This is a genomic window from Nocardioides sp. Z50_6 (genome assembly GCF_058215755.1).
In genome coordinates this window covers 127,196-147,241 of the sequence record NZ_JBZAJB010000003.1, presented here as the reverse complement: position 1 = coordinate 147,241, position 20,046 = coordinate 127,196, and the positions used below count along the sequence as shown (strand labels likewise).

The window sequence follows — 20,046 nt, the reverse complement described above, 5'->3', positions numbered from 1 at the left end:
CCCCACGGTGCGGCCGCTGTGCCGCTCCGTGGGGCCGGGGACCGACATGGGTCCAGGGCCTGCTTCCCAGCAGGCTCAGCGGCTCAGCGCCTCCCGCTGCGCGGCGACGATCGCGGCAGCGGCGGCGCGGGCGTCCCGCGCGAGGTAGGGGATCGCGAGGAACCCGTGCGGCATCCGGTGGAACTCCTCCACCCGCACCGGCACCCCCGCGGCGGCCAGCTTCTCGGCGTACCGCAGGCCGCTGTCGCGCAGCGGGTCCCGACCGGCCAGCACCACCAGGGCGGGTGGGAGACCGGAGTGGTCGGGGGCCAGGACCGGGGAGAGCCGCCAGTCGTCGGGGTCGGCGCCGTCGTCGACGTAGTGGCCGTGGAAGACCTCGAGGTCCTCGTTGCTCAGCACCACCGCCAGGGTGTTCTCCCGGTAGGAGCGGTCGTCCTTGAGCCTCTCGGTCAGGTCGGTGGCCGGATAGATCAGGGTCTGGTGCTTTATCGGCGGGCCGCCGGCGTCGCGGGCCATCAGGGAGGTCACCGCAGTCAGGTTGCCGCCGGCGCTGTCACCCATCACCGCCAGCCGGTCCGGGTCCGCGCCGAGCTCGGCGGCCTGGGCGTGGGTCCACTCCAACGCCGCCCAGCAGTCCTCCACCGCGGCCGGGAACCGGTGGGTCGGCGCGAGCCGGTAGTCGACGGCCACCACCACGGCGCCCACGCCGGCGCTGACCCGGCCGTGCAGCCAGTCGCCCTGCCGGGCGCTGCCGAGGGAGAAGCCACCGCCGTGGAAGGCGACCACCACCGGCAACGTCCCGGTGGCCCCGCGCGGACGGTAGATCCGCAGCGGCAGGTCGCCCTGGGGCCCGGGCAGCGAGGCTCGCTCCACCTGGACGTCGCGCGGCAGCCGCCCCAGCACCAGGTTGGCGGGCCCCCGGTCGGGGAGCGCCAGCCGCTGCACCCGCGCCAGGGCCGCCTCGTCCATGTGGGCGACGGAGAAGGCCTTGCCGCGGCGCATCACCGCCCCGACCAGCCGCACCCCGACCGGCATCGGGATCGGTCCCTCGGGCGGCAGGGGGTGACCGGGGGGCGGCGGAGCGGTGCTCGATGCGTCATCCACCCCACCATGCTCCCCCGCCGCCCCAACCACGGGCGCCCCGCTCAGCCGAGGAGCTGGTGGCCGAGCCACTGGCCCTCCTCGAAGCCGGGCAGGATCGCGAACTCCGCCGAACCGACCGCGGTGGTCCACTCGTTGAGGGCGTCGGAGACGTCCATCGCCTGCTGGATCGGCACGAACTGGTCGCTGAGGTCGCGCTGGAAGCTCTGGAAGAGCAGCCCCGTCTCGGAGCCCCCCGGCCCGACCAGCTCGTAGTTGGCCCCCTTGCGGAAGATCCGCCGCCCCCCGTGGGTGGAGTGGTGGGTACGCCGGGCGTGCGCGTCCTTGGCGACCACCCAGCGGTCCCCGTCCCGGGCGGTCAGGTCGACGTCGCTGCGCTCGTGCCCGCCGGTCAGCGGCGCCCCGTCGTCGAGGCGGCGCCCGACCGAGGCCTCCTGCTCGTCGCGGGTGAGCTCGTCCCAGGTGGGCAGCTCCATCCGGATGCGGCGGACCACCAGGGTGGTGCCGCCGGCCCACGCCCCCTCGCGGATCCACACCGTGGAGTCGAAGAGGGCGGTCCCGGGTCGCGGGTTGGCCGAGCCGTCGACCTGGCCGAAGAGGTTGCGGCCGGTGACCGGACGGCCCCGCTCGTCGCGACCACGCCAGGAGCCCTGCTGGCGCCACCGCAGGGTGGCGAAGGGACGCGCGTCGGCGACCAGCCGGCGTACGGCGTGACCCACGGTGGTCGCCTCGGCGCCGGTGACCAGCAGCAGCAGGTCTCCCCCGCTCCACTCCTCCTGGAGCCGGTCGTGGCGCATCGGCGGCACCGGCGCGAACCCGGCCGGCGCCGCGATGCCCCACCCGGGGCCCAGCAGCGACGGGCCGAGCCCGACGGTGACGGTGAGGTCGGCCACGGCCGCCAGCCACGGGGTGGTGTCGCCCGGGGCGCCGCGCCCGGCGGTGAGCGACTCCACGTCGCCCGTCCAGACCCGCATCAGCCGGGCCAGGGCGTCGCGGTCCCGGCTGCGGCGCAGCTCGGGCAGCAGGTCGAGGGCGACCAGCTCGGTCGCCCCCGAGAGGTGGACGGCCACCCCGGGCTGGTGCTCGCCGTGCGGCGAGATGACGCGCGGCAACGCGTCGGAGCCCGACCCCCGGCCACGGGCATCGCCCGCCTCCTGGCCGTCGTCGAGCGCCTGGACGCCGACCACCCCCGCCGAGGCGCCCGCGGCGGCCCCGGCGACCGCGGCCCCGGCGTAGCCCAGCAGCCGGCGGCGGCCGATGGCGGAGCTCACGGGCTCTTGTCCCCGTGGTGGTCGCCCTCGCCCTGGCCGTCGTCGCCGTGGCCGTCGTCGCCGTGGTCGTGGCTGCCGTGGTCGTGGTAGTTCCCGGCCTCCTCGGTGAACTCCTTGATCGGCGCGCTCACCTCCAGGGTGGAGCCGTCGGAGAGCTCGAGGACCACCTCGACCTCGTCACCGGCCTCGAGCTCCTCGGTGAGGTCCATCAGCATCACGTGGCTGCCGCCGGGCTGGAGCAGCTGGCCGCGTCCGGGGGCCAGGGTCAGGCCGCCCTCGATCCGGCGCATCACCATCTCGCCGTCGACCGCGGCCATCTCGTGGAGCTCGGCGCGGCCGGCGACGGGGCTGGAGGCGCCGGTGACGGTGATGTCGGTGTCACCGGCGTTGTCCAGGACCATGAAGGCCGCGGTCATCGACGGGTCCTTGGTGCCGACGGTGCCGCGGACCCAGGGGTCCTGCACCTCGAGCATCTCGGCGGCCGGGGTGGCGGCCTGGGACTGGCTCACCGGGTCGGCGGCGTCCCCGTCGTCCTCGCCGCAGGCCGTCAGCCCGGCGCCGAGCAGCACCGCCAGCAGGGAGACCGGGACGGTGCGGCGCAGCCGGGAGCGGCGGATCGGCCCGAGCCGGCCGGCCGGGTGGGCGTGGTGGGTAGGCAGGTGGTTCATCGAAGCTCTCCTCGCGGACGCGCTGGCTGGATCCCCCGGCCGCGGACGCGGTCGGGCGTGGCGTGCCTGGCCGCCGGGACGGACGTCCCGGGGGGTCAGGCGGCGAGGAGGAGAGGTGGCCCCCGGTGGCGCGGGCCGTGCCGGGCCAGCACCTGGGAGACGCGTGGCTGCGGGGGGCACGGGCCGAGCCGGGAGCCGGCCACGCCGACGCCGAGGCGCACGCCGTCGGCGGCCAGCACCAGGCGCCAGGCGGCGACGGCGACCTGGGCACGGGCGCCGGCGAGCAGCAGGAGGCGCCACAGCGCCCCCTCGCCGACGGCGAGGAAGAGGCCGAGGGCCGCGGCACCGGCGAGGTGCGCGAGCACCATGGCCGGGCCCTGGGCGACGAGGTGGTCGAGCTGGTGGCCGAGCCACCCGCCCGGGAGCGCCGAGCCCTCGGCGATTCCGGGCGGCGGGGCATAGCTCGCGGTGTAGAGGTCGAGCAGGTTCCCGGTCGTCTCGCCCGGCACCGGGGCCACCGGGACCGTCACCGACGCCGCCGGCGCCGCGTCGCCCTGGTGTCCGGCGAGCCCGGAGAGCAGGGCGTGGCCGGCGGTCTGCCCGGCGAGCACCAGCAGCACCAGGCCGGCGGGGGTACGCCGGACCCGGACCAGCCGGGAGGCGAGCAGCACCGCACCGGCCAGCAGCAGCCCCAGGGTCGCGGCCGACGGCAGGCGCCCTCCGCCGGCCACGTGGGAGAGCACACCCGTGCCGAGGGCCGCGGCGCCGAGCACGCCCGCCCGGCCCCAGAGCACGAGGCCTCCCGGGGCGGGCACGAGAGCGGCAGCCTGCACGGCACGAAGCCTAGCCGCGGCCGGGGCACCCCCGGGCGGGACCGGGCGTGATCCACGACTCCCCGGCCGGCGCCCGGGTCCGGCGCCCGGGTCCGGCGGCCGGGGCCGGCGCCCGGGTCTGGCGGGAGTCGGTTCAGGCGGGGCGGCCGAGCACCTGGTTGACGGCGTCGCGGGTGCGGTCGACCAGGGAGGCGATCGGGCCGGCCATCAGGTTGGTGGTCATCGAGGAGCCGACCGACGGGTGCGGGTGCGTGGGCGCGAGCGCGGCGGCGATCTTGACGGCGGTGGCCATCTTCTCCAGCTGGGCCGGGTCGATCTCCGCGCGCAGCAGCGGGAACTCCTCCTGCTCCTCCGCGGCCGCGTGGTCGAGGACAGCGGTCTCCAGCTCGGCGAAGAACCCGTCGAAGTCGTGCTCGGTGACCTTCATCCCGTCGAGCCGGGCGAGCAGCTTCTTGGCGGCGGTCTCCTCCTCCAGCCTGGCGTCGACCACGTCGTTGCCGCCCTCGGTGAGCCGGGCGCGCGGGTGGGTGATCAGCTCCTCGGCGGTCTCGTGGACGGCGAGCAGCCGGCGCAGGCGCTCGAAGTTGTCCTGCTTCTCCTCACCCTCGGTGGCCCGCACGGCGGCGAAGAGGTCGCGGATCTGCTGGTGCTGCTCCAGGAGCAGGTCGACGACGTCGGGGGTGGCGGTGGCGGCCATGGTGGTCCCTCTCGGCTGGGCGGAGCGGTGGACCCGCGTCGTACCCACTCCCCCGCCCGGCACGCGACGCACAGGCCTGTGTCGCCCACCACAGCGGGCGGATCGAGGGGCAGACATTACGTTTGAGCCCACACTCCTCATCGGAGTCGTGAGGCGTCAGCGCACCGCCGGAGGGAGCCCGCCATGACCACCACCCACGAGGTCACCAACCAGGTGCCGCCGCTGGAGGGCCACGACACCAGCGCCGATCCCGCCCTGCGTGAGGGCCTGGAGCGGGAGGGCGCCGGCTGGGCGCTGCCCGAGGTCTCCGCGCTCGGCCGGCTGGCCGGCACCGCGGAGTCCCAGGAGCTCGGCCGGCAGGCCGAGCGCCACTCCCCCGTCCTGCACACCCACGACCGCTACGGCCACCGGATCGACGAGGTGGTCTACGACCCCAGCTACCACCAGCTGATGCGCACCGCCGTCGAGCACGGCCTGCACGCCGCGCCCTGGGCCGACGACCGCCCCGGCGCCCACGTGGCCCGGGCGGCGAAGTTCATGGTGTGGAACGTGGACGCGGGCCACGGCTGCCCGATCTCGATGACCTACGCGGTGGTCCCGGCCCTGCGCGAGAGCCCACAGCTCGCCTCCGCGTACGAGCCGCTGCTCACCACCCGGACCTACGACCCCTCGCTGCGCGACCCCGCCACCAAGGGCGGGCTGATCGCCGGCATGTCGATGACCGAGAAGCAGGGCGGCTCCGACGTCCGCGCCAACACCACCACCGCGACGCCGCAGCCCGACGGCACCCACCGGCTGGTCGGGCACAAGTGGTTCACCAGCGCCCCGATGTCCGACTTCTTCCTCACCCTGGCCCAGGCCCCGGGCGGGCTCTCCTGCTTCCTGGTGCCCCGGGTGCTGCCCGGCGGCGAGCGCAACGCGATGCGGCTGATCCGGCTCAAGGACAAGCTGGGCAACCGCTCCAACGCCTCCTCGGAGATCGAGTACGACGACGCGGTCGGTTGGCTGGTCGGCGAGGAGGGACGCGGCGTGCGCACCATCGTGGAGATGGTCAACATGACCCGGCTCGACTGCGTGATCGGCTCGAGCACGGCGATGCGCAACGCCCTGGTCCGCGCCACCCACCACGCCCGGTACCGCTCAGCCTTCGGCCGCCCGCTGCTCGACCAGCCGCTGATGCGCAACGTGCTCGCCGACCTGGCCGTCGAGTCCGAGGCCGCGACCACGGTGATGACCCGCCTCGCCGGCGCCACCGACCGCGCGGTGCGCGGCGACGAGGGCGAAGCGGCGCTGCGCCGGCTGGCGCTGGCGGTCACGAAGTACCTGGTGTGCAAGCGGGCGCCGTACGCCGTCGGCGAGGCGCTGGAGTGCCTGGGCGGCAACGGCTACATCGAGGAGTTCGACCTGGCCCGGATCTACCGGGAGGCGCCGTTGCTCTCCATCTGGGAGGGCTCGGGCAACGTCGCCGCGCTCGACGCGCTCCGGGCGATGGCGCGCGAGCCGCACACGGTGGAGGCGTACTTCGCCGAGGTCGAGCAGGCGGGCGGGGCGGACTCCCGCTTCGACGACGCGCTGGCCCGGCTCAAGAAGGAGCTCTCGTCGGCCGACGACCTGGAGCTGCGGGCCCGTCGGGTGGTGGAGCAGCTCGCGCTGGTGCTCCAGGGCTCGCTGCTGGTGCGGCATGCCCCGGCCGCGGTCGCCGACGCGTTCTGCGCCTCACGGCTCGACCGCGACTGGGGCCACGTCTTCGGCACCCTGCCGCCAGGGCTCGACCTGGACGCCGTGCTGGCCCGGGCGATGCCTACGTGAGGCCGCGACCGACGCCGCCTCCTGCCTGGTGACGGCGTGGAACGCAGCCGCTGTGCTGGTCCAGAGGTCGCCCGTAGCCTTTCCCGCCCTGGCTCGTTGAGCCTGGTGGTCGAGGTCGCACCACCAGCCGGGGCCCCAGTCCGTGGGGGGAGGGGCCCCGGCGTGCGGCCTCGATCACCGCCAGCGCGCGATGCGCCCTGGACAGTCGGTCAGGCCGTCAGCCTGCGTCCAGCGCGGCGATCTCCTCGGGCTCCAGCACGAGGTCGGCGGCCGCGGCGGAGTCCCTGATCGACTCGGGCCGCTTCGCCCCCGGGATCGGGATGACGACCGGTGCCTGGGCCAGCTCCCAGGCCAGGGCGACCTGCTGCGCGGAGACGCCGCGTCGCTCGGCCACCTCGGCGAAGGCCGGGTGCTGGGCGGCGAGCTCCTTGGCGCCGCCCAGGCCCCCCAGCGGGCTCCACGCCAGGAAGGCCAGCCCGAGCTCGGCGCAGACCTCGATCTCGGGCCGGCTGGAGCGGAACGCCGGGCTGAACTGGTTCTGCACGCTGACCAGCGAGTCGCCCAGCACGGCGTGGGCGTCGCGGATCTGCTGCGGGTCCGCGTTCGAGAGCCCGATGCTCGCCACCTTGCCGCTGGCGGCGATCTCGGCGAGCGTGCCGATCACCTCGGCGTAGGGCACCTGGGGGTCGGGACGGTGGTGCTGCCACAGGGCGATCTGCTCGACCCCGAGCCGGCGCAGGCTGGCGTCGACGGCGGCCCGCAGGTGCTCCGGGCGGCTGTTCGTCGCCCACCCGCCCCCGTCGGTGCGCAGGTGGCCGCCCTTGGTGGCCAGCACCACCTGGTCCCGGACGCCGAGCTCGTCGAGCAGGCTCGCGACCAGCGTCTCGTTGACGCCCTGCGCCTGCTCCCCGGCCTCGCTCGGCCCGTAGGCATCCGCGGTGTCGAGCAGCGTGACGCCGCTGTCGAGCGCCGTCCGGAGGGTGTCGAGCAGCTGCTCGCGCGGCTGCTCCCCGCTCTGCGTGAAGGTCATCAGGCCGAGCCCGACGGCGCCGACCTGCCAGGTTCCCAGGGTCCGTGTGTGCATGCGCACGACCCTACGCAGGCGGTGCACACAGGCGACCCGGACGACGATGGACGAACGGCAGGACCGGCACGGTGGGATCGGTTAGCCTGACCGAGGTTGGTATCACCGACCGCGCTTCCACGTGGCAGACCACGTGAATCATCGCGGAGAGCACTGGGCAGGTGGCGAGCACCGGGCCCAGGACATGTCCGGATGGGGTGCGGCGCCCTGTTGCGCCGACATGACTCCACCGGTGCCCCGGCACCGGCAGACGGAAAGGACCTGACATGTCCCCCAAGGACGAGAAGAACCTGACGCAGGTGACCGACAAGATCGCGGAGATGGACGAGCCGACGCGCTCGACGATGCAGCGCGTGCACGAGGTCATCATGACGGCGGCCCCCGCCCTCAAGCCCCGCCTCTGGTACGGGATGCCGGCCTACGCGAAGTCGGCGAGCACGCCCGCGCTGGTCACGCTGCGCAACGACGAGCGGCTGAACCTCGCGATCACGGAGAAGGCTCCCTTCCGCGCGGCAGGCGGCGCGGACGGGCAGCTGATGCCGGCTGCGTGGTTCTTCGAGACGGTGGACGCCGACACCGAGAAGCGCATCGCCGAGATCGTCGGCTCGGTGGTCGACTGAGTCGCCACCCCCTGACGCCCTGACGTGCGCGGGCGCACGTCAGGGCGTCGACCGGGTCAGCCCGCGAGCAGCTTGCGCGCCATCACGATCCGCTGCACCTGGTTGGTGCCCTCGTAGATCTGGGTGATCTTGGCGTCTCGCATCATCCGCTCGACCGGGAAGTCCTGGGTGTAGCCGTAGCCGCCGAGCAGCTGGACCGCGTCGGTGGTGATCTCCATCGCGACGTCGGAGGCGAAGCACTTGGCGGCCGCCCCGAAGAAGCCCAGGTCGGCGTCGTCGCGCTCCGACTTCGCCGCGGCGACGTAGACCATCTGCCGGGCGGCCTCGAGCTTCATCGCCATGTCGGCGAGCATGAACTGGATGCCCTGGAAGTCGGCGATGTGCTTGCCGAACTGCTTGCGCTCCTTGACGTAGCCGACCGCGAAGTCGAGCGCGCCCTGGGCGATGCCGACCGCCTGCGCGCCGATGGTGACGCGGGTGTGGTCCAGGGTGCGCAGCGCGAGCTTGAGGCCGGTGCCGGGCTCGCCGATCATCCGGTCGGCGGGGATCCGCACCCCGTCGAAGAGCAGCTCGCGGGTCGGGGAGCCCTTGATGCCGAGCTTCCGCTCCTTCTCCCCGAAGGTGAATCCCTCGTCCGACTTCTCCACGATGAAGGCGCTCACGTTGTTGCCGCGCGAGCCCTCGGGGTCGGTGACCGCGAGGACGGTGTAGTACTCCGAGACCCCGGCGTTGGTGATCCACGACTTCTGGCCGTCGAGCACGTAGTGGTCGCCGTCGAGCCGGGCGCGGGTCCGCATCGCGGCGGTGTCGGAGCCGGCGTCGCGCTCGGAGAGGCCGTAGGAGAAGCCGCCCCGACCCTGGGCCAGCGGGGTCAGGTAGCGCTTCTTGAGGTCGTGGTCCCCGCCGAGGATCAGCGGCATCGAGCCGAGCTTGTTGACCGCCGGGATGAGGGAGGCCGACGCGTCGACCCGCGCGACCTCCTCGATGACCAGGCAGGTGGCGAGCGCGTCGGCACCGGCGCCGTCGTACTCCTCCGGCACGTGAGGGGCGAAGAAGTCGGAGGCGACCAGCGCGTCGTGCGCCTCCTGGGGATAGCGCATCTGGTCGTCGACCTCGGCCGCGTACGGCGCGATCTTGGCCTCGCAGACGGCACGGACGGCGTCGCGGATCGCCTGGTGCTCCTCGGAGAGCTGGTAGAGGTCGAAGTCAGGGTTGCTCATGGGTCTCTCTTCATTCAGGTAGGGACTGCATCCCGATGGTACGGTACTGAGTACCGCCCCCCAGGATGGATCCATGAGCAGAAGCCGGGAGCGCCTGATCGAGGCCGCCTTCGCCCTCTTCGACGAGCGAGGCTTCGAGGAGACGACCGTCGACGACGTCGCCGAGCGCGCCGGGGTCGGGCGCACCACCTTCTTCCGGGCCTTCAAGTCCAAGGAGGACGTGATCTTCCCCGACCACGCGGTGGTCCTGGGAGCGGTGCGCGACAGGCTCGCCACCGCGACGGACGCCACCGCGCCGGTCGCGGTCACCGAGGCGGCCCGCCTGGTCCTCCAGCACTACCTCGAGGAGGGCGACCGGGCACGCATCCGCTACCGGCTCACGCGCAGCGTGCCGACGCTGAGGGCCCGGGAGATCGCCAGCCAGCGGCAGTACCAGCAGACCTTCCGCGACTTCTTCCACGACTGGCTCGGCAGCACCCCCGAGACCGCCCTGCGGGCCGAGCTGATGGCCAACGCCGTGGTGACCGCGCACAACCACGTGCTGCGGCGCTGGCTGCGCGGTCAGCTCGACCGGCCCGCGGTGGAGGCTCAGTTCCGGGCCGCGATGGACGAGGTGCTCCGGCTGCACGGCTCCGCCCCGGACCCCTCCCCCGGGCCGGCCGGGTCCCTGGTGGTGCTGCGCACGACCCGGTCGCTGGAGGAGATGCTCCCCGCGCTCCGCGAGATCGCCGGGCCGCCCACCCACGGGTGAGGTGCGGCCCGGGAGCTCAGGCGCTCCGGGTGTGGGGGAAGAGCCGGGCCAGCAGGTCCGCCATGGTGATCACACCCACGGTGGCGCCGTCCCGCTCCACCAGCACCAGCTGGCTGCTGGTACGTCGCATGTGGGCGAGCGCCTCGTAGATCCTCGTCGTCCGGGGCAGGGTCCGCACCGGGCGCACCAGCGGAGCGACCGGCTCCGTCCCGGGCCGGACCAGGGTGTCGCGCACGTGCACCATGCCGGCGTACTCCTCGCCCTGCGGGCCGGGGCCGCGCACCAGGATCCGGAGGTGGCCGGACTCCCGGGAGACGGCCTGCACGTCCGCGACCGTGGCGTCGGCCCCCACGCAGCTGAGCGGGGCGGGCTCCACCAGGTCGGCGAGCGTCATCGTCTCCAGGTCGAGGGCGCCGGCGAGCTGGACCGAGTAGCTGGCGTCCAGGGCGCCCACGTTGACCGAGTGCTCCACCAGGTGGCGCAGCGCCGCCGGGTCCTGTCCGGTCGAGGCGTCCTCGTCGGGGTCGACCCCGACCCGGCGCAGGCACCAGTTGGCGGACTCGTTGAGGGCGCGCAGCACCGGGCGGGTGGCCCACATGAACGCCCGCATGGGGAGCGCCAGCATGATGGCGGAGCGCTCGGGGTGGGCGATCGCCCACGACTTGGGGGCCATCTCACCGACCACCAGGTGGAGGAAGGTCACGATGGCCAGCGCCAGCACGAACCCCGTCGCGTCGGCACCCCACGCGGGCAGCCCCCAGCCCTCGAAGACCGGGGTGAGCCAGTGGTGGACGGCGGGCTTGGTGAGGGCGCCGAGCGCCAGCGTGCAGACGGTGATCCCCAGCTGCGAGCCGGCCAGCAGCAGGGTCAGCTCGGAGTGGCTGCGCAGGGCGGCGCGCGCCGACCTGCTGGTGGCGGCGGCGTCCTCGATGCGGTTCTTGCGCGCCGCGATCAGCGCGAACTCGACGGCGACGAAGAAGGCGCTCAGGGCGATGATCGCGACCGTGGCCGCGACCACGATCCACGGGTTGTCGGTCACTGCTCTGCCTCCACGGCGCTGTGGTCCAGGGTGATCCGGACGAGGGTGGGGATGTGGTCGGCGACCTCGAGCACCTCGAGCGCCGCGATCTCGATCACGGGGTCCTCGGGCCCGGCCCAGCTCCCCGGGTCGATGGGGAGGGGCACCCGGACCACGTCGCCGACCTCGGGGAACCGGCCGTGGTGGGCGATGACCAGCCCGCCGAGCGTCTCGTAGTCGCCGCCGGGCAGGTCGCGGCCCAGGGAGCGCTCGACCTCGTCGACGTGGGACCCACCGGGCACCGTCCACGCCTGGCGGCCGGGCTCGGAGGTGACCTGAGGGGCGGGGGCGCGGTCGTGCTCGTCGGTGATCTCGCCGACCAGCTCCTCGGCGAGGTCCTCCACCGTCAGCACGCCGTCGAACCCGCCGTACTCGTCGAGGACGCAGGCGAGCTGGTTGCGGGTGCGGGAGAGCTCGCGCGCCGCGTCGGGCAGCCGCATCAGCGTCGGCACCATCAACGCGGGCCGCGCCAGGTCGCGAGCACACCCGTCCCCGCCGTCGCCGTCCACGCGGAGGACGTCGGCCAGGTGGACGACGCCGACGATCCGCTCGTCCTCGTCCAGCACCGGGTAGCGGGAGTGGCCGCCGGCCATCCGCTCCCTCAGCTCGGCCAGGGTCGCCCCCGCGGGCACGGTGTCGACGCGGACCCGGGGGATCATCGCGTGCTCCACCGTCTCGCCGGGGAAGTCGAGCACCCGGTCCAGCAGCATCGACAGCTCCGGCGGGAGGTCGCCGGTCAACCGCGAGGCGGCCACGATGTGCTCGAGGTCGCGGGCGGTCGCCGAGTGCTCCACGTCGTGCACCGGCTCGATCCGCAGCATCCGTAGGAGCACGTTGGAGGACTGGTCGAAGACCCAGATCAGCCAGCCCGCCACCTTGAGGTAGACCAGGGTCGAGGTGGCCAGCCACCGGGCGACCGGCTCGGGCCGCGCGATCGCGAGGTTCTTGGGGAAGAGCTCCCCGAAGACCATCTGGATCCCGGTGGAGAGCAGCAGGGCCAGGATCGTGCCGACCGCCACCCCGACCGCGGTGGGCACGCCGACGCCGCCGAGCAGCGTGCCCAGCGACCGCCCGATCAGCGGCTCGGCCACGTAGCCCACCAGCAGTCCGGTCACGGTGATGCCGAGCTGTGCACCGGAGAGCATGAAGGAGGTGCGCCCGGTGACCTGGAGGGCGCGGCCGGCGGCCGCGTCGCCGTCGGCCGCCCGGGCGCCCAGCCGGGAGCGGTCCACCGACATGTAGGCGAACTCCTGGGCCACGAAGTAGCCCGTGACGACGGTGATCAGCAGCACCACCAGGAGCCCGGCTGCCAGCGTCAGGAGCGCGCTCACCTGCTCGACCCTCGGGTCACGGTGTCCTGCACGAGGACGGGTCTGGGACGGGAGGGGGTCGTACTTTGAGGCTCCATGGCTCTTTTCACGGTGAGGAGATGTCGAGGCGCTCAACGCGCGGGCCCGGGCTTTGGTTCCTCGCGGAGCATGACCTCGCCGACCCACCGGTCGGCGTTGCGGCTCCGGTCGAGGGCGTCTTGAATGTCCGGGTGTCCTCGGGAGGCAGCTTCGCCGACGTGCTCCGTGACGCCATCGAGCGTCGCGGGCTCGGTCTCGAGCGGATCCGCGACCATCTCCAGCAACGCGGCGTCTCGGTCAGCGTCGCCACCTTGAGCTACTGGCAGTCCGGGCGGAGCCGTCCGGAGCGGAAGAGCTCCCTGGCCGCGCTGCCCCACCTCGAGACGGTGCTCGAGCTGGCGCCCGGCACGCTGCACGCGACCCTCGGCATGCCGGCGGCCCGACGCCGCCGCTCGCCCGCGGTGGACCTGGACACCCTGTGGCCCGGTGCGCGCCACGAGCGGGTGCTGGAGCGGCTGGACCCCGGCTGGGACACCGAGCTCGACCGGCTCAGCATCCACGACCGGCTGCTGGTCGGGCCCGACCGGCGACACGTCTCGCTGACCGTCCGCCAGGTCCTGCGGGCCCGCTCCGACGGGCCGGACCGCCGGGTGGTGCTGCACTTCTACGACGACAGGTCGGCCACCCTGCCGACGATCCGGGCGCTGCGGGGGTGCCGGCTGGGGCGCACCGCCAGTGACCCGGACCGGGGCGTGGTCGGCGCGGAGCTGGTCTTCCTGCGGCCCCTGCTGCGCGGGGAGACCGCGATCGTCGAGTACGAGGTCGTCGCCGGCGCCGACGGCCCGTCCGAGGCGTCGTACGGGCGCAAGTTCCGACTCCCGGTCACCGCATACGTCCTGGAGGTCGAGTTCTCCGGTGCGGCGCTGCCGGCCTCCTGCTCGACCTTCGGCACCGCGCAGGAGCAGGCCCCGCTCTTCCTGGACAGCGCCCACCGGGTCCACCTGGTCGGCACCGCCTGCCGCCAGGCGACCGGGATCGAGTGGAGCTGGGAGCCGGACGGCGAACCGCTCGCCGCGGCAGTGGCCGCGCCGGCCGGGTAGGGGCGGCCAGTTAACTGTTAACCCCTCCGGCGCCCTTGTGGCCTCGCCCGAGCCGGACGACGCTCGACGCGTCCGTCTTCCTCGGGAAGGATCCACAATGTCCCCACGCACGTCCCGCCTCCACCTCGGCCTCCTGGCCGTGGCCACCGGCGTCGGGCTGAGCCTGGCGCCGGTCGGCGCCACCGCAGCCACCACCACGCCCGCAGCCGCCGTCGACGACTCCAAGGCCCCCGTCCTCGGGGCGGCCGCCGACGACCGCTACATCGTGGTCTTCGACGACGGCGTCAGCGCCACCAAGGTCGACAACGTCCGCAGCGCGGTCCGCAGCCAGGGCGCGAAGGTCACCAGGACCTTCCGCACCGTCCTGGACGGCTTCGCCGCCAAGCTCTCCGACGAGGCGCTGGAGACCCTGCGCTCCGACCCGCGCGTCGCCTACATCGAGCCCGACCTGCCGGTCACCCTCGCCGAGACCCAGTCCCCCGCCACCTGGGGGCTGGACCGCATCGACCAGCGGAGCCTGCCGCTCAACAACTCCTACACCTACAACACCTCCGGCGCCGGCGTCACCGCCTACGTCATCGACACCGGCATCCGCACCACCCACGCGGAGTTCAGCGGGCGGGCGCGGTCCGGCTACACCGCGATCAACGACGGGCGCGGCACCAACGACTGCAACGGCCACGGCACGCACGTGGCCGGCACCGTCGGCGGCGAGACCTACGGCGTCGCCCAGGACGTCACCCTCGTCGCGGTCCGGGTGCTCGACTGCAACGGCAGCGGCACCAACTCCGGGGTCATCGCGGGCGTCGACTGGGTCACCAGCAACCACGCCGCCGGCACCCCCGCCGTGGCCAACATGAGCCTGGGCGGCGGCGTCTCCACCGCGCTCGACCAGGCGGTCGGCCGCTCCATCGCCGACGGGGTCACCTACGCGCTGGCCGCCGGCAACGACTCGGGCGCCAACGCCTGCAACGGCTCCCCCGGGCGGGTCGCCGCCGGACTGACGGTCGGCTCCTCGACGAGCACCGACGCCCGGTCGAGCTTCTCCAACATCGGCACCTGCCTGGACCTCTTCGCGCCGGGCTCGAGCATCACCTCGGCCTGGATCAGCAGCGACTCCTCCACCAACACCATCAGCGGCACCTCGATGGCCACCCCGCACGTCGCCGGCGCCGCCGCGCTCTACCTGCAGGCCAACCCCGGCGCCTCCCCGGCCACGGTGAGCAGCGCGCTCGTCTCCGCGGCCACCACCGGGGTGCTGACCAACGTCGGGACGGGCTCGCCCAACCGGCTGCTCAACATCGGCGGCGGCGGCGCCACCCCGACGCCGACGCCCACCCCGACGCCCACGCCGACGCCGACACCGACGCCGACACCGACGGGCTGCGCCGCCCTGCCCGAGACGGCCACCGGCTCGCTGACCGGCGCCGGCGACCTCGACCGTTTCCCGGGCAGCAGCGGCTTCACCGCGGTCGCCGGCACCCACGTCGGCTGCCTCGACGGCCCCACGGGCGTCGACTTCGACCTCTACCTGGAGCGGTGGAACGGCTCCGCGTGGGTGGTGGTCGCCCGGGGCACCAGCACCGCGCCGGACGAGCGGGTCACCTACACCGGCACCGCCGGCACCTACTCCTGGCGGGTCGTGTCCTACTCGGGCCGCGGCACCTACACGTTCGGCTTCGACCGGCCGTGAGCCCGACGGCTCCCTCCGCCCGGTGAGCGGGCGGGGGGAGCCGTCCCGCGGAGTCCTGTCCGCCCCGCCCGGCAAAGAGCGGGACACTGGCCCCGGCGCTCGCTAGCGTGGGCGCCTGGCCGCTCGGGTCCCTGGGGCACAGGTGGCACAAGACTTTCGCTTCGGGAGGAGTCGCGAGTGCTGACCCTCCTGTTCGCCGCGCTCATGGCCTTCGCCGGCCTCGTCACCGCCGCGCTCGCGTCCTATGTGGCGTGGCGCCGGGAGTCGCGGATGGGCTGGAGCCTCGCCGTCCTGCTGGTCTCGGTCGCCTGGTGGGGGCTCGCCTACGCCGTCGAGCTCTCGGTCGACGACGTGGCCGACAAGACGCTCTGGGGCATCCTGAAGTACGTCGGCATCCAGACGCTGGCTCCGGCCTGGCTCACCTTCGTGCTCCAGTACACCGGCCACGGCCGGCTCGTGACCAAGCGCCTGCTGGCGCTGCTCTGCGTCGAGCCGGTCGTCGTGCTGACCCTGCTGGCGATCCCCGCCACCCACGACCTGGTCCGCTCCTACCCGGAGACCACCTCGGTCGACGAGCTGCCCGTGGTCGAGACCGGGCCGGCGTTCTGGGGCGTCCTGATCTACAACAACCTGCTGCTGGTGGGGGCCACCGCGCTCTTCGTGGTCAGCATGGTGCGGCTGGCCCGCACCTACCGCCGGATGGCCCTGGTCCTCCTGGCCAGCGCGATGCTGCCGTGGATCTCCAACCTGCTGCACAACTTCCAGGTCGGGTGGTTCGCCCGGATGGACCTGACGCCGTTCGCGTTCACCGTCACGGGCGGGCTGCTGGTGTGGGGGCTCTTCCACGAACGGCTGGTCGACCTCACGCCCCTGGCCCGCGGCGCGGTGCTCGACAGCATGGCCGACGCCGTCTTCGTCCTCGACGCCTTCGGCCGGGTCGTCGACGCCAACCCCGCCGCCGTGGCCCTCACCTCCGGACGCCGGTCCGCCATCCTCGACCGGCGCCTCGAGGACGTCCTCCCGGGGGCCCTGGGCCCGGGGCCCACCCCCGGCGAGCTGATCCTCACCGACGTGCCGCCCGGGTCGATGCCCCGGACCTTCGACGTCTCGCGCAGCGAGCTGCGCGACGACTCCCGCCGGGTGGCCGGCGAGGTCGTGGTGCTCACCGAGGTCACCCAGCGCGTCCGCGACCGGGAGAGGCTGCAGCGGGTGCTGGCCGCCAAGTCGCGGATCGCGGCGTCCCTGCAGGCGAGCATGGTGCCGCCCCGCCTGCCGGAGGTCCCCGGGGTCGAGCTGGCGAGCCGCTACGAGCCGGCCGGCGACGGCAGCGAGGTCGGCGGGGACTTCCTCGACGTCTTCGAGCTGGGCGCGACCGGCTCGTGCCCCAACGCCTGGGGGTTCGTGCTCGGCGACGTCAGCGGCAAGGGCGCCGAGGCGGCCGCGGTCAGCGCCGCCGCCCGCTACACCCTGCGTGCCGTGGCCGCCGCCGACCGGCCTCCCTCCGACACCCTCCACGAGGTCAACAGCCTGCTCCTCGCCCAGACCGAGAGCGAGCGCCACTGCACCCTGGTCTTCGGTCACCTGTGCCCCTCCGAGCACGGGACCCGGGTCACGCTCGCGCTCGCCGGGCACGACCCGCCGCTGATCCTGCGCCGCACCGGCGAGGTCGAGGAGGTGGGGGTCACCGGGACGGCGCTCGCGCTGCTCGACGTGGCCGAGCTGCACGACAGCACCTACGACCTGGCGCCGGGCGAGGTGCTCTGCGTCTTCACCGACGGCCTCGTGGAGGCCCGCCGGGACGGCGACATGTTCGGCACCGAACGGCTGGCCCTCCTCCTGCAGGAGAACCGCGGCCTGTCCCCCGCCGAGCTCGGCGCGGCCATCAGTGCGCAGGTGCGGGCCTTCCACGGTCACGACCTGGCCGACGACCTGGCCCTGCTGCTGGTCCGCAGCGTCTGATGCCGGGTCCTGGCGCGAGGCGCCGGGACTCCTCATCGACACCGCCGCCGAGCACGGATTCGACTGCGCGGGAGCGCTGACGGCGATCGGCTGGGTGGAGTCGGAGAGCCGGACGGGGCGCCTGCTCAGGGAGAACCTCCTGCGCGGAGCCCCCTGGTGCCTGCTGGGCGAGGAGACGACCGACGCGCTGCGCGGTGTGCTCACCGGGGTCGGCGACCTGACCCGGATCGCCCACATGAGCGAGAGCCGCCTCCAGCACGTGTTCCGCGAGCAGGTCGGCGTGCCGATCCGCCGCTACGTGCTGTGGCACCGCTACATGCTGGCGATGCGGGAGCTCTCCGCCGGAGCCACGGCCACGGAGGCGGCCCACGCGGCCGGCTTCGCCGACAGCGCCCACTTCACGCGGACCGCACGCACCCTCAACGGGTTCACCCCGACGAAGATGCCGTTCCGGGAGTGGCTGACCTCCTGCCCCTGAGACGGCCTCGCACCCCGCCGGGGACCGGCGGGGTGCGAGGGGGGCGGGTCAACGGGGGACGCGGATGCTCCGGACGGTGCCGGTGACCTCGGGGCTGCCGATGACCACGAAGCCGCACGTGTAGAGCCTCTCGGGCCCGGAGTAGCCCTTCTCCACGTTGATGAACTTCTCCCGGGTCCCCTCGATGAAGGCGGGGCCGTCCTGGGACTTCTTGTACGTCAGGTAGATGCCGCCGTCGTCGCAGGAGCGGACGTAGTCGACCCTGCTGACCATCCGGGGCGCGGCCGCGGGCTCGCGCTGCTGCGCGGCGCCGGACAGGACCACCGACGGCTCCGTCAGCTGGGTGGGGCGGACGGCGACGTGGCCGGGGAGGTGGACCGCGGAGGCGCTGGTGGAGGTCGTGGCGGTCAGGGCGAGGGCGGCGGCGGTGAGGGCGGCGGCGCGGGTGAGTGTCTTCATGCCGAGAACCCTCGCGCCCCGCGGGGGCCGGTGGCTTGAACGTTCCTGCTGACCGGGCGAGCGGCGCCGCCGGGTCGCTCCGACGCCCGGGGCGTCCACTCCCCCGACCCGCGGAGGCGTGGGGGTCAGGCTGTGCTCCGGAGAACGTCTCGGCTAGCGTGACGCTGTGAGCCATCCCCACCCCGAACTCAAGCTGCCCCCGCGACTCCCGAAGGACGGCCTGCGCATCATCGGGCTCGGCGGCCTCGGTGAGATCGGTCGCAACATGACGGTCTTCGAGCACCGCGGCAAGCTGCTCATCGTCGACTGCGGGGTCCTGTTCCCCGAGGAGCACCAGCCGGGCATCGACGTGATCCTCCCCGACTTCACCTGGATCCGGGAGCGCCTCGACCAGGTCGAGGCCGTGGTCCTGACGCACGGTCACGAGGACCACATCGGTGGCGTCCCCTACCTCCTGCGCGAGCGCAAGGACATCCCCGTCGTCGGCTCCACCCTGACGCTGGCCCTCATCGAGGCCAAGCTCAAGGAGCACCAGATCAAGCCGGTCCTCGAGCACGTCAAGGAGGGCGACCGGATCACCTTCGGGCCCTTCGAGCTGGAGTTCCTGGCGGTCAACCACTCCATCCCCGACGGTCTCGCGGTGGCGATCCGCACCTCGGCCGGGCTGGTCCTGCACACCGGGGACTTCAAGATGGACCAGTTCCCGCTCGACGAGCGCATCACCGACCTGCGCGGCTTCGCCCGCCTCGGCGAGGAGGGGGTCGACCTGTTCATGACCGACTCCACCAACGCCGAGGTCCCCGGCTTCACGATGTCCGAGCGCGACCTCACCCCCGCGATCGAGACCGTCTTCCGCACCGCTCCGCGCCGGATCATCGTCTCCAGCTTCGCCAGCCACGTGCACCGGATCCAGCAGGTGCTCGACGCCGCCCAGGAGCACGGCCGCAAGGTCGCGTTCGTCGGGCGCTCGATGGTCCGCAACATGGGCGTCGCCCGCGACCTCGGCTACCTGAAGTACCCCGAGAGCCTCGTCGTCCCGTTCGAGCAGCTCGAGAAGATGAACCCGAAGAAGGTCGCCATCGTCTGCACCGGCTCGCAGGGCGAGCCGATGGCCGCCCTCGCCCGGATGGCCAACCGTGAGCACAAGATCCGGGTGGCGCCGGGCGACACGGTGCTGATGGCCAGCTCGGTCATCCCCGGCAACGAGAACGCCATCTCCGGCCTGATCAACGGGCTCACCCGGTGGGGCGCCAAGGTGGTGCACAAGGGCAACGCGAAGGTGCACGTCTCGGGTCACGCCAGCGCGGGCGAGCTCGTCTACTGCTACAACATCGTCCGTCCGACCAACGTGATGCCGATCCACGGCGAGTGGCGGCACCTGCAGGCCAACGCCGACCTGGCGATCAGCACCGGCGTCCCGGCCGACCACGTCGTGCTGGCCGAGGACGGCGTGGTCGTCGACCTGGTCAAGGGCCACGCGACGATCACCGGCAAGGTCCCGGCCGGCAACGTCTACGTCGACGCCCAGACGGTCGGCGGCGCCACCGAGAACACCCTCAAGGACCGGCGGACGCTCGCCGAGGAGGGCGTGGTGACGGTGCTCGCCCTGGTCGACGCCGACACCGGCAAGCTGGCCGAGGAGCCCGACTTCATGATCCGCGGCTTCGTGCACGACCCGGAGAGCTTCCGCGACGCGGTCCCGGTGGTGGAGAAGACACTGGCCCGGGCCGCGGCCGAGGGCATCGGTGAGGCCCACCGCCTCGAGCAGATGATCACCCGCGAGGTCGGCCGGTGGGCACACCGCAAGTTCCGCCGCAGCCCGCTCATCATCGCCATCGTCGTCGACGCCTGAGCAGCGCGGGCCCGGGCACGCGGA

General features: G+C 73.6%; 18 protein-coding genes. 8 read left to right on the top strand and 10 right to left on the bottom strand.

Annotation, left to right across the window (positions count from 1 at the left end; all coding sequences use genetic code 11):
• Window positions 1-75: 75 nt before the first annotated feature.
• The 5 genes from AC4BGE_RS09715 to AC4BGE_RS09695 all read right to left on the bottom strand — a co-directional run bounded on the left by AC4BGE_RS09715 (window position 76) and on the right by AC4BGE_RS09695 (window position 4,570).
• The gene (locus tag AC4BGE_RS09715; RefSeq protein ID WP_490575147.1) at window positions 76-1,104 is read right to left on the bottom strand and encodes an alpha/beta hydrolase; all 1,029 of its coding nucleotides are present in this window, start codon (window positions 1,102-1,104) and stop codon (window positions 76-78) included.
• A gap of 41 nt (window positions 1,105-1,145) precedes the next feature.
• The gene (locus AC4BGE_RS09710) at window positions 1,146-2,372 is read right to left on the bottom strand and encodes a Dyp-type peroxidase (RefSeq protein ID WP_490575146.1); all 1,227 of its coding nucleotides are present in this window, start codon (window positions 2,370-2,372) and stop codon (window positions 1,146-1,148) included.
• A complete protein-coding gene (locus tag AC4BGE_RS09705; protein ID WP_490575145.1) occupies window positions 2,369-3,040 on the bottom strand; it encodes a copper chaperone PCu(A)C in 672 nt (223 codons plus the stop codon). The genes AC4BGE_RS09710 and AC4BGE_RS09705 overlap by 4 nt, the downstream gene beginning before the upstream one ends.
• A gap of 95 nt (window positions 3,041-3,135) precedes the next feature.
• On the bottom strand, window positions 3,136-3,873 hold the full coding sequence (locus AC4BGE_RS09700; protein WP_490575144.1) for a hypothetical protein: 738 nt from the start codon (window positions 3,871-3,873) through the stop codon (window positions 3,136-3,138).
• 133 nt (window positions 3,874-4,006) lie between these two features.
• Complete coding sequence (locus AC4BGE_RS09695) at window positions 4,007-4,570, bottom strand: hemerythrin domain-containing protein (protein WP_490575143.1); 564 nt, start codon at window positions 4,568-4,570, stop codon at window positions 4,007-4,009.
• Window positions 4,571-4,753: 183 nt separating this feature from the next.
• On the opposite strand from AC4BGE_RS09695, the gene AC4BGE_RS09690 reads away from it, so the two are divergent.
• Window positions 4,754-6,379 (top strand): acyl-CoA dehydrogenase family protein, encoded by a 1,626-nt coding sequence (locus AC4BGE_RS09690; protein ID WP_490575142.1) that lies wholly within the window; start codon window positions 4,754-4,756, stop codon window positions 6,377-6,379.
• Between the two features lie 217 nt (window positions 6,380-6,596).
• Here the strand turns inward: AC4BGE_RS09690 and AC4BGE_RS09685 are convergent, their stop codons facing one another.
• Window positions 6,597-7,463, bottom strand: a complete 867-nt coding sequence (locus AC4BGE_RS09685) for an aldo/keto reductase (protein ID WP_490575141.1) — start codon at window positions 7,461-7,463, stop codon at window positions 6,597-6,599.
• Between the two features lie 266 nt (window positions 7,464-7,729).
• On the opposite strand from AC4BGE_RS09685, the gene AC4BGE_RS09680 reads away from it, so the two are divergent.
• Window positions 7,730-8,083: a hypothetical protein gene (locus tag AC4BGE_RS09680; RefSeq protein WP_490575140.1), complete on the top strand. Its 354-nt coding sequence runs from the start codon at window positions 7,730-7,732 to the stop codon at window positions 8,081-8,083.
• Between the two features lie 56 nt (window positions 8,084-8,139).
• On the opposite strand, the gene AC4BGE_RS09675 is transcribed toward AC4BGE_RS09680, so the two are convergent.
• Window positions 8,140-9,303 carry an acyl-CoA dehydrogenase family protein gene (locus tag AC4BGE_RS09675; protein WP_490569258.1) on the bottom strand — a complete coding sequence of 388 codons (1,164 nt, stop codon included), beginning with the start codon at window positions 9,301-9,303 and terminating at the stop codon, window positions 8,140-8,142.
• A gap of 73 nt (window positions 9,304-9,376) precedes the next feature.
• Here AC4BGE_RS09675 and AC4BGE_RS09670 point away from each other — a divergent pair, with 73 nt between their 5' ends.
• Window positions 9,377-10,054 carry a TetR family transcriptional regulator gene (locus AC4BGE_RS09670; protein WP_490569259.1) on the top strand — a complete coding sequence of 226 codons (678 nt, stop codon included), beginning with the start codon at window positions 9,377-9,379 and terminating at the stop codon, window positions 10,052-10,054.
• A 16-nt stretch (window positions 10,055-10,070) separates the two neighbouring features.
• Here AC4BGE_RS09670 and AC4BGE_RS09665 read toward each other — a convergent pair whose 3' ends face one another.
• Complete coding sequence (locus AC4BGE_RS09665; RefSeq protein ID WP_490575139.1) at window positions 10,071-11,093, bottom strand: hemolysin family protein; 1,023 nt, start codon at window positions 11,091-11,093, stop codon at window positions 10,071-10,073.
• Window positions 11,090-12,463, bottom strand: a complete 1,374-nt coding sequence (locus AC4BGE_RS09660; protein ID WP_490575138.1) for a hemolysin family protein — start codon at window positions 12,461-12,463, stop codon at window positions 11,090-11,092. The genes AC4BGE_RS09665 and AC4BGE_RS09660 overlap by 4 nt, the downstream gene beginning before the upstream one ends.
• A 209-nt stretch (window positions 12,464-12,672) precedes the next feature.
• On the opposite strand from AC4BGE_RS09660, the gene AC4BGE_RS09655 reads away from it, so the two are divergent.
• The 4 genes from AC4BGE_RS09655 (at window position 12,673) to AC4BGE_RS09640 (ending at window position 17,711) form a co-directional block, all read left to right on the top strand.
• Window positions 12,673-13,581 carry an XRE family transcriptional regulator gene (locus tag AC4BGE_RS09655; protein ID WP_490569262.1) on the top strand — a complete coding sequence of 303 codons (909 nt, stop codon included), beginning with the start codon at window positions 12,673-12,675 and terminating at the stop codon, window positions 13,579-13,581.
• A 97-nt stretch (window positions 13,582-13,678) separates the two neighbouring features.
• Window positions 13,679-15,274, top strand: a complete 1,596-nt coding sequence (locus AC4BGE_RS09650) for a S8 family peptidase (RefSeq protein ID WP_490575137.1) — start codon at window positions 13,679-13,681, stop codon at window positions 15,272-15,274.
• 177 nt (window positions 15,275-15,451) lie between these two features.
• Entirely contained in the window at window positions 15,452-17,233 is a 1,782-nt protein-coding gene (locus AC4BGE_RS09645; protein ID WP_490575136.1) for a histidine kinase N-terminal 7TM domain-containing protein, read from the top strand.
• A gap of 94 nt (window positions 17,234-17,327) precedes the next feature.
• Complete coding sequence (locus AC4BGE_RS09640; protein ID WP_490575135.1) at window positions 17,328-17,711, top strand: helix-turn-helix domain-containing protein; 384 nt, start codon at window positions 17,328-17,330, stop codon at window positions 17,709-17,711.
• Between the two features lie 48 nt (window positions 17,712-17,759).
• On the opposite strand, the gene AC4BGE_RS09635 is transcribed toward AC4BGE_RS09640, so the two are convergent.
• Window positions 17,760-18,170, bottom strand: coding sequence for a hypothetical protein (locus tag AC4BGE_RS09635; RefSeq protein WP_490575134.1), 411 nt, complete (start codon window positions 18,168-18,170; stop codon window positions 17,760-17,762).
• A 166-nt stretch (window positions 18,171-18,336) separates the two neighbouring features.
• Here AC4BGE_RS09635 and AC4BGE_RS09630 point away from each other — a divergent pair, with 166 nt between their 5' ends.
• Window positions 18,337-20,022 (top strand): ribonuclease J, encoded by a 1,686-nt coding sequence (locus AC4BGE_RS09630; RefSeq protein WP_490575133.1) that lies wholly within the window; start codon window positions 18,337-18,339, stop codon window positions 20,020-20,022.
• The last annotated feature ends 24 nt before the right edge of the window (window positions 20,023-20,046 follow it).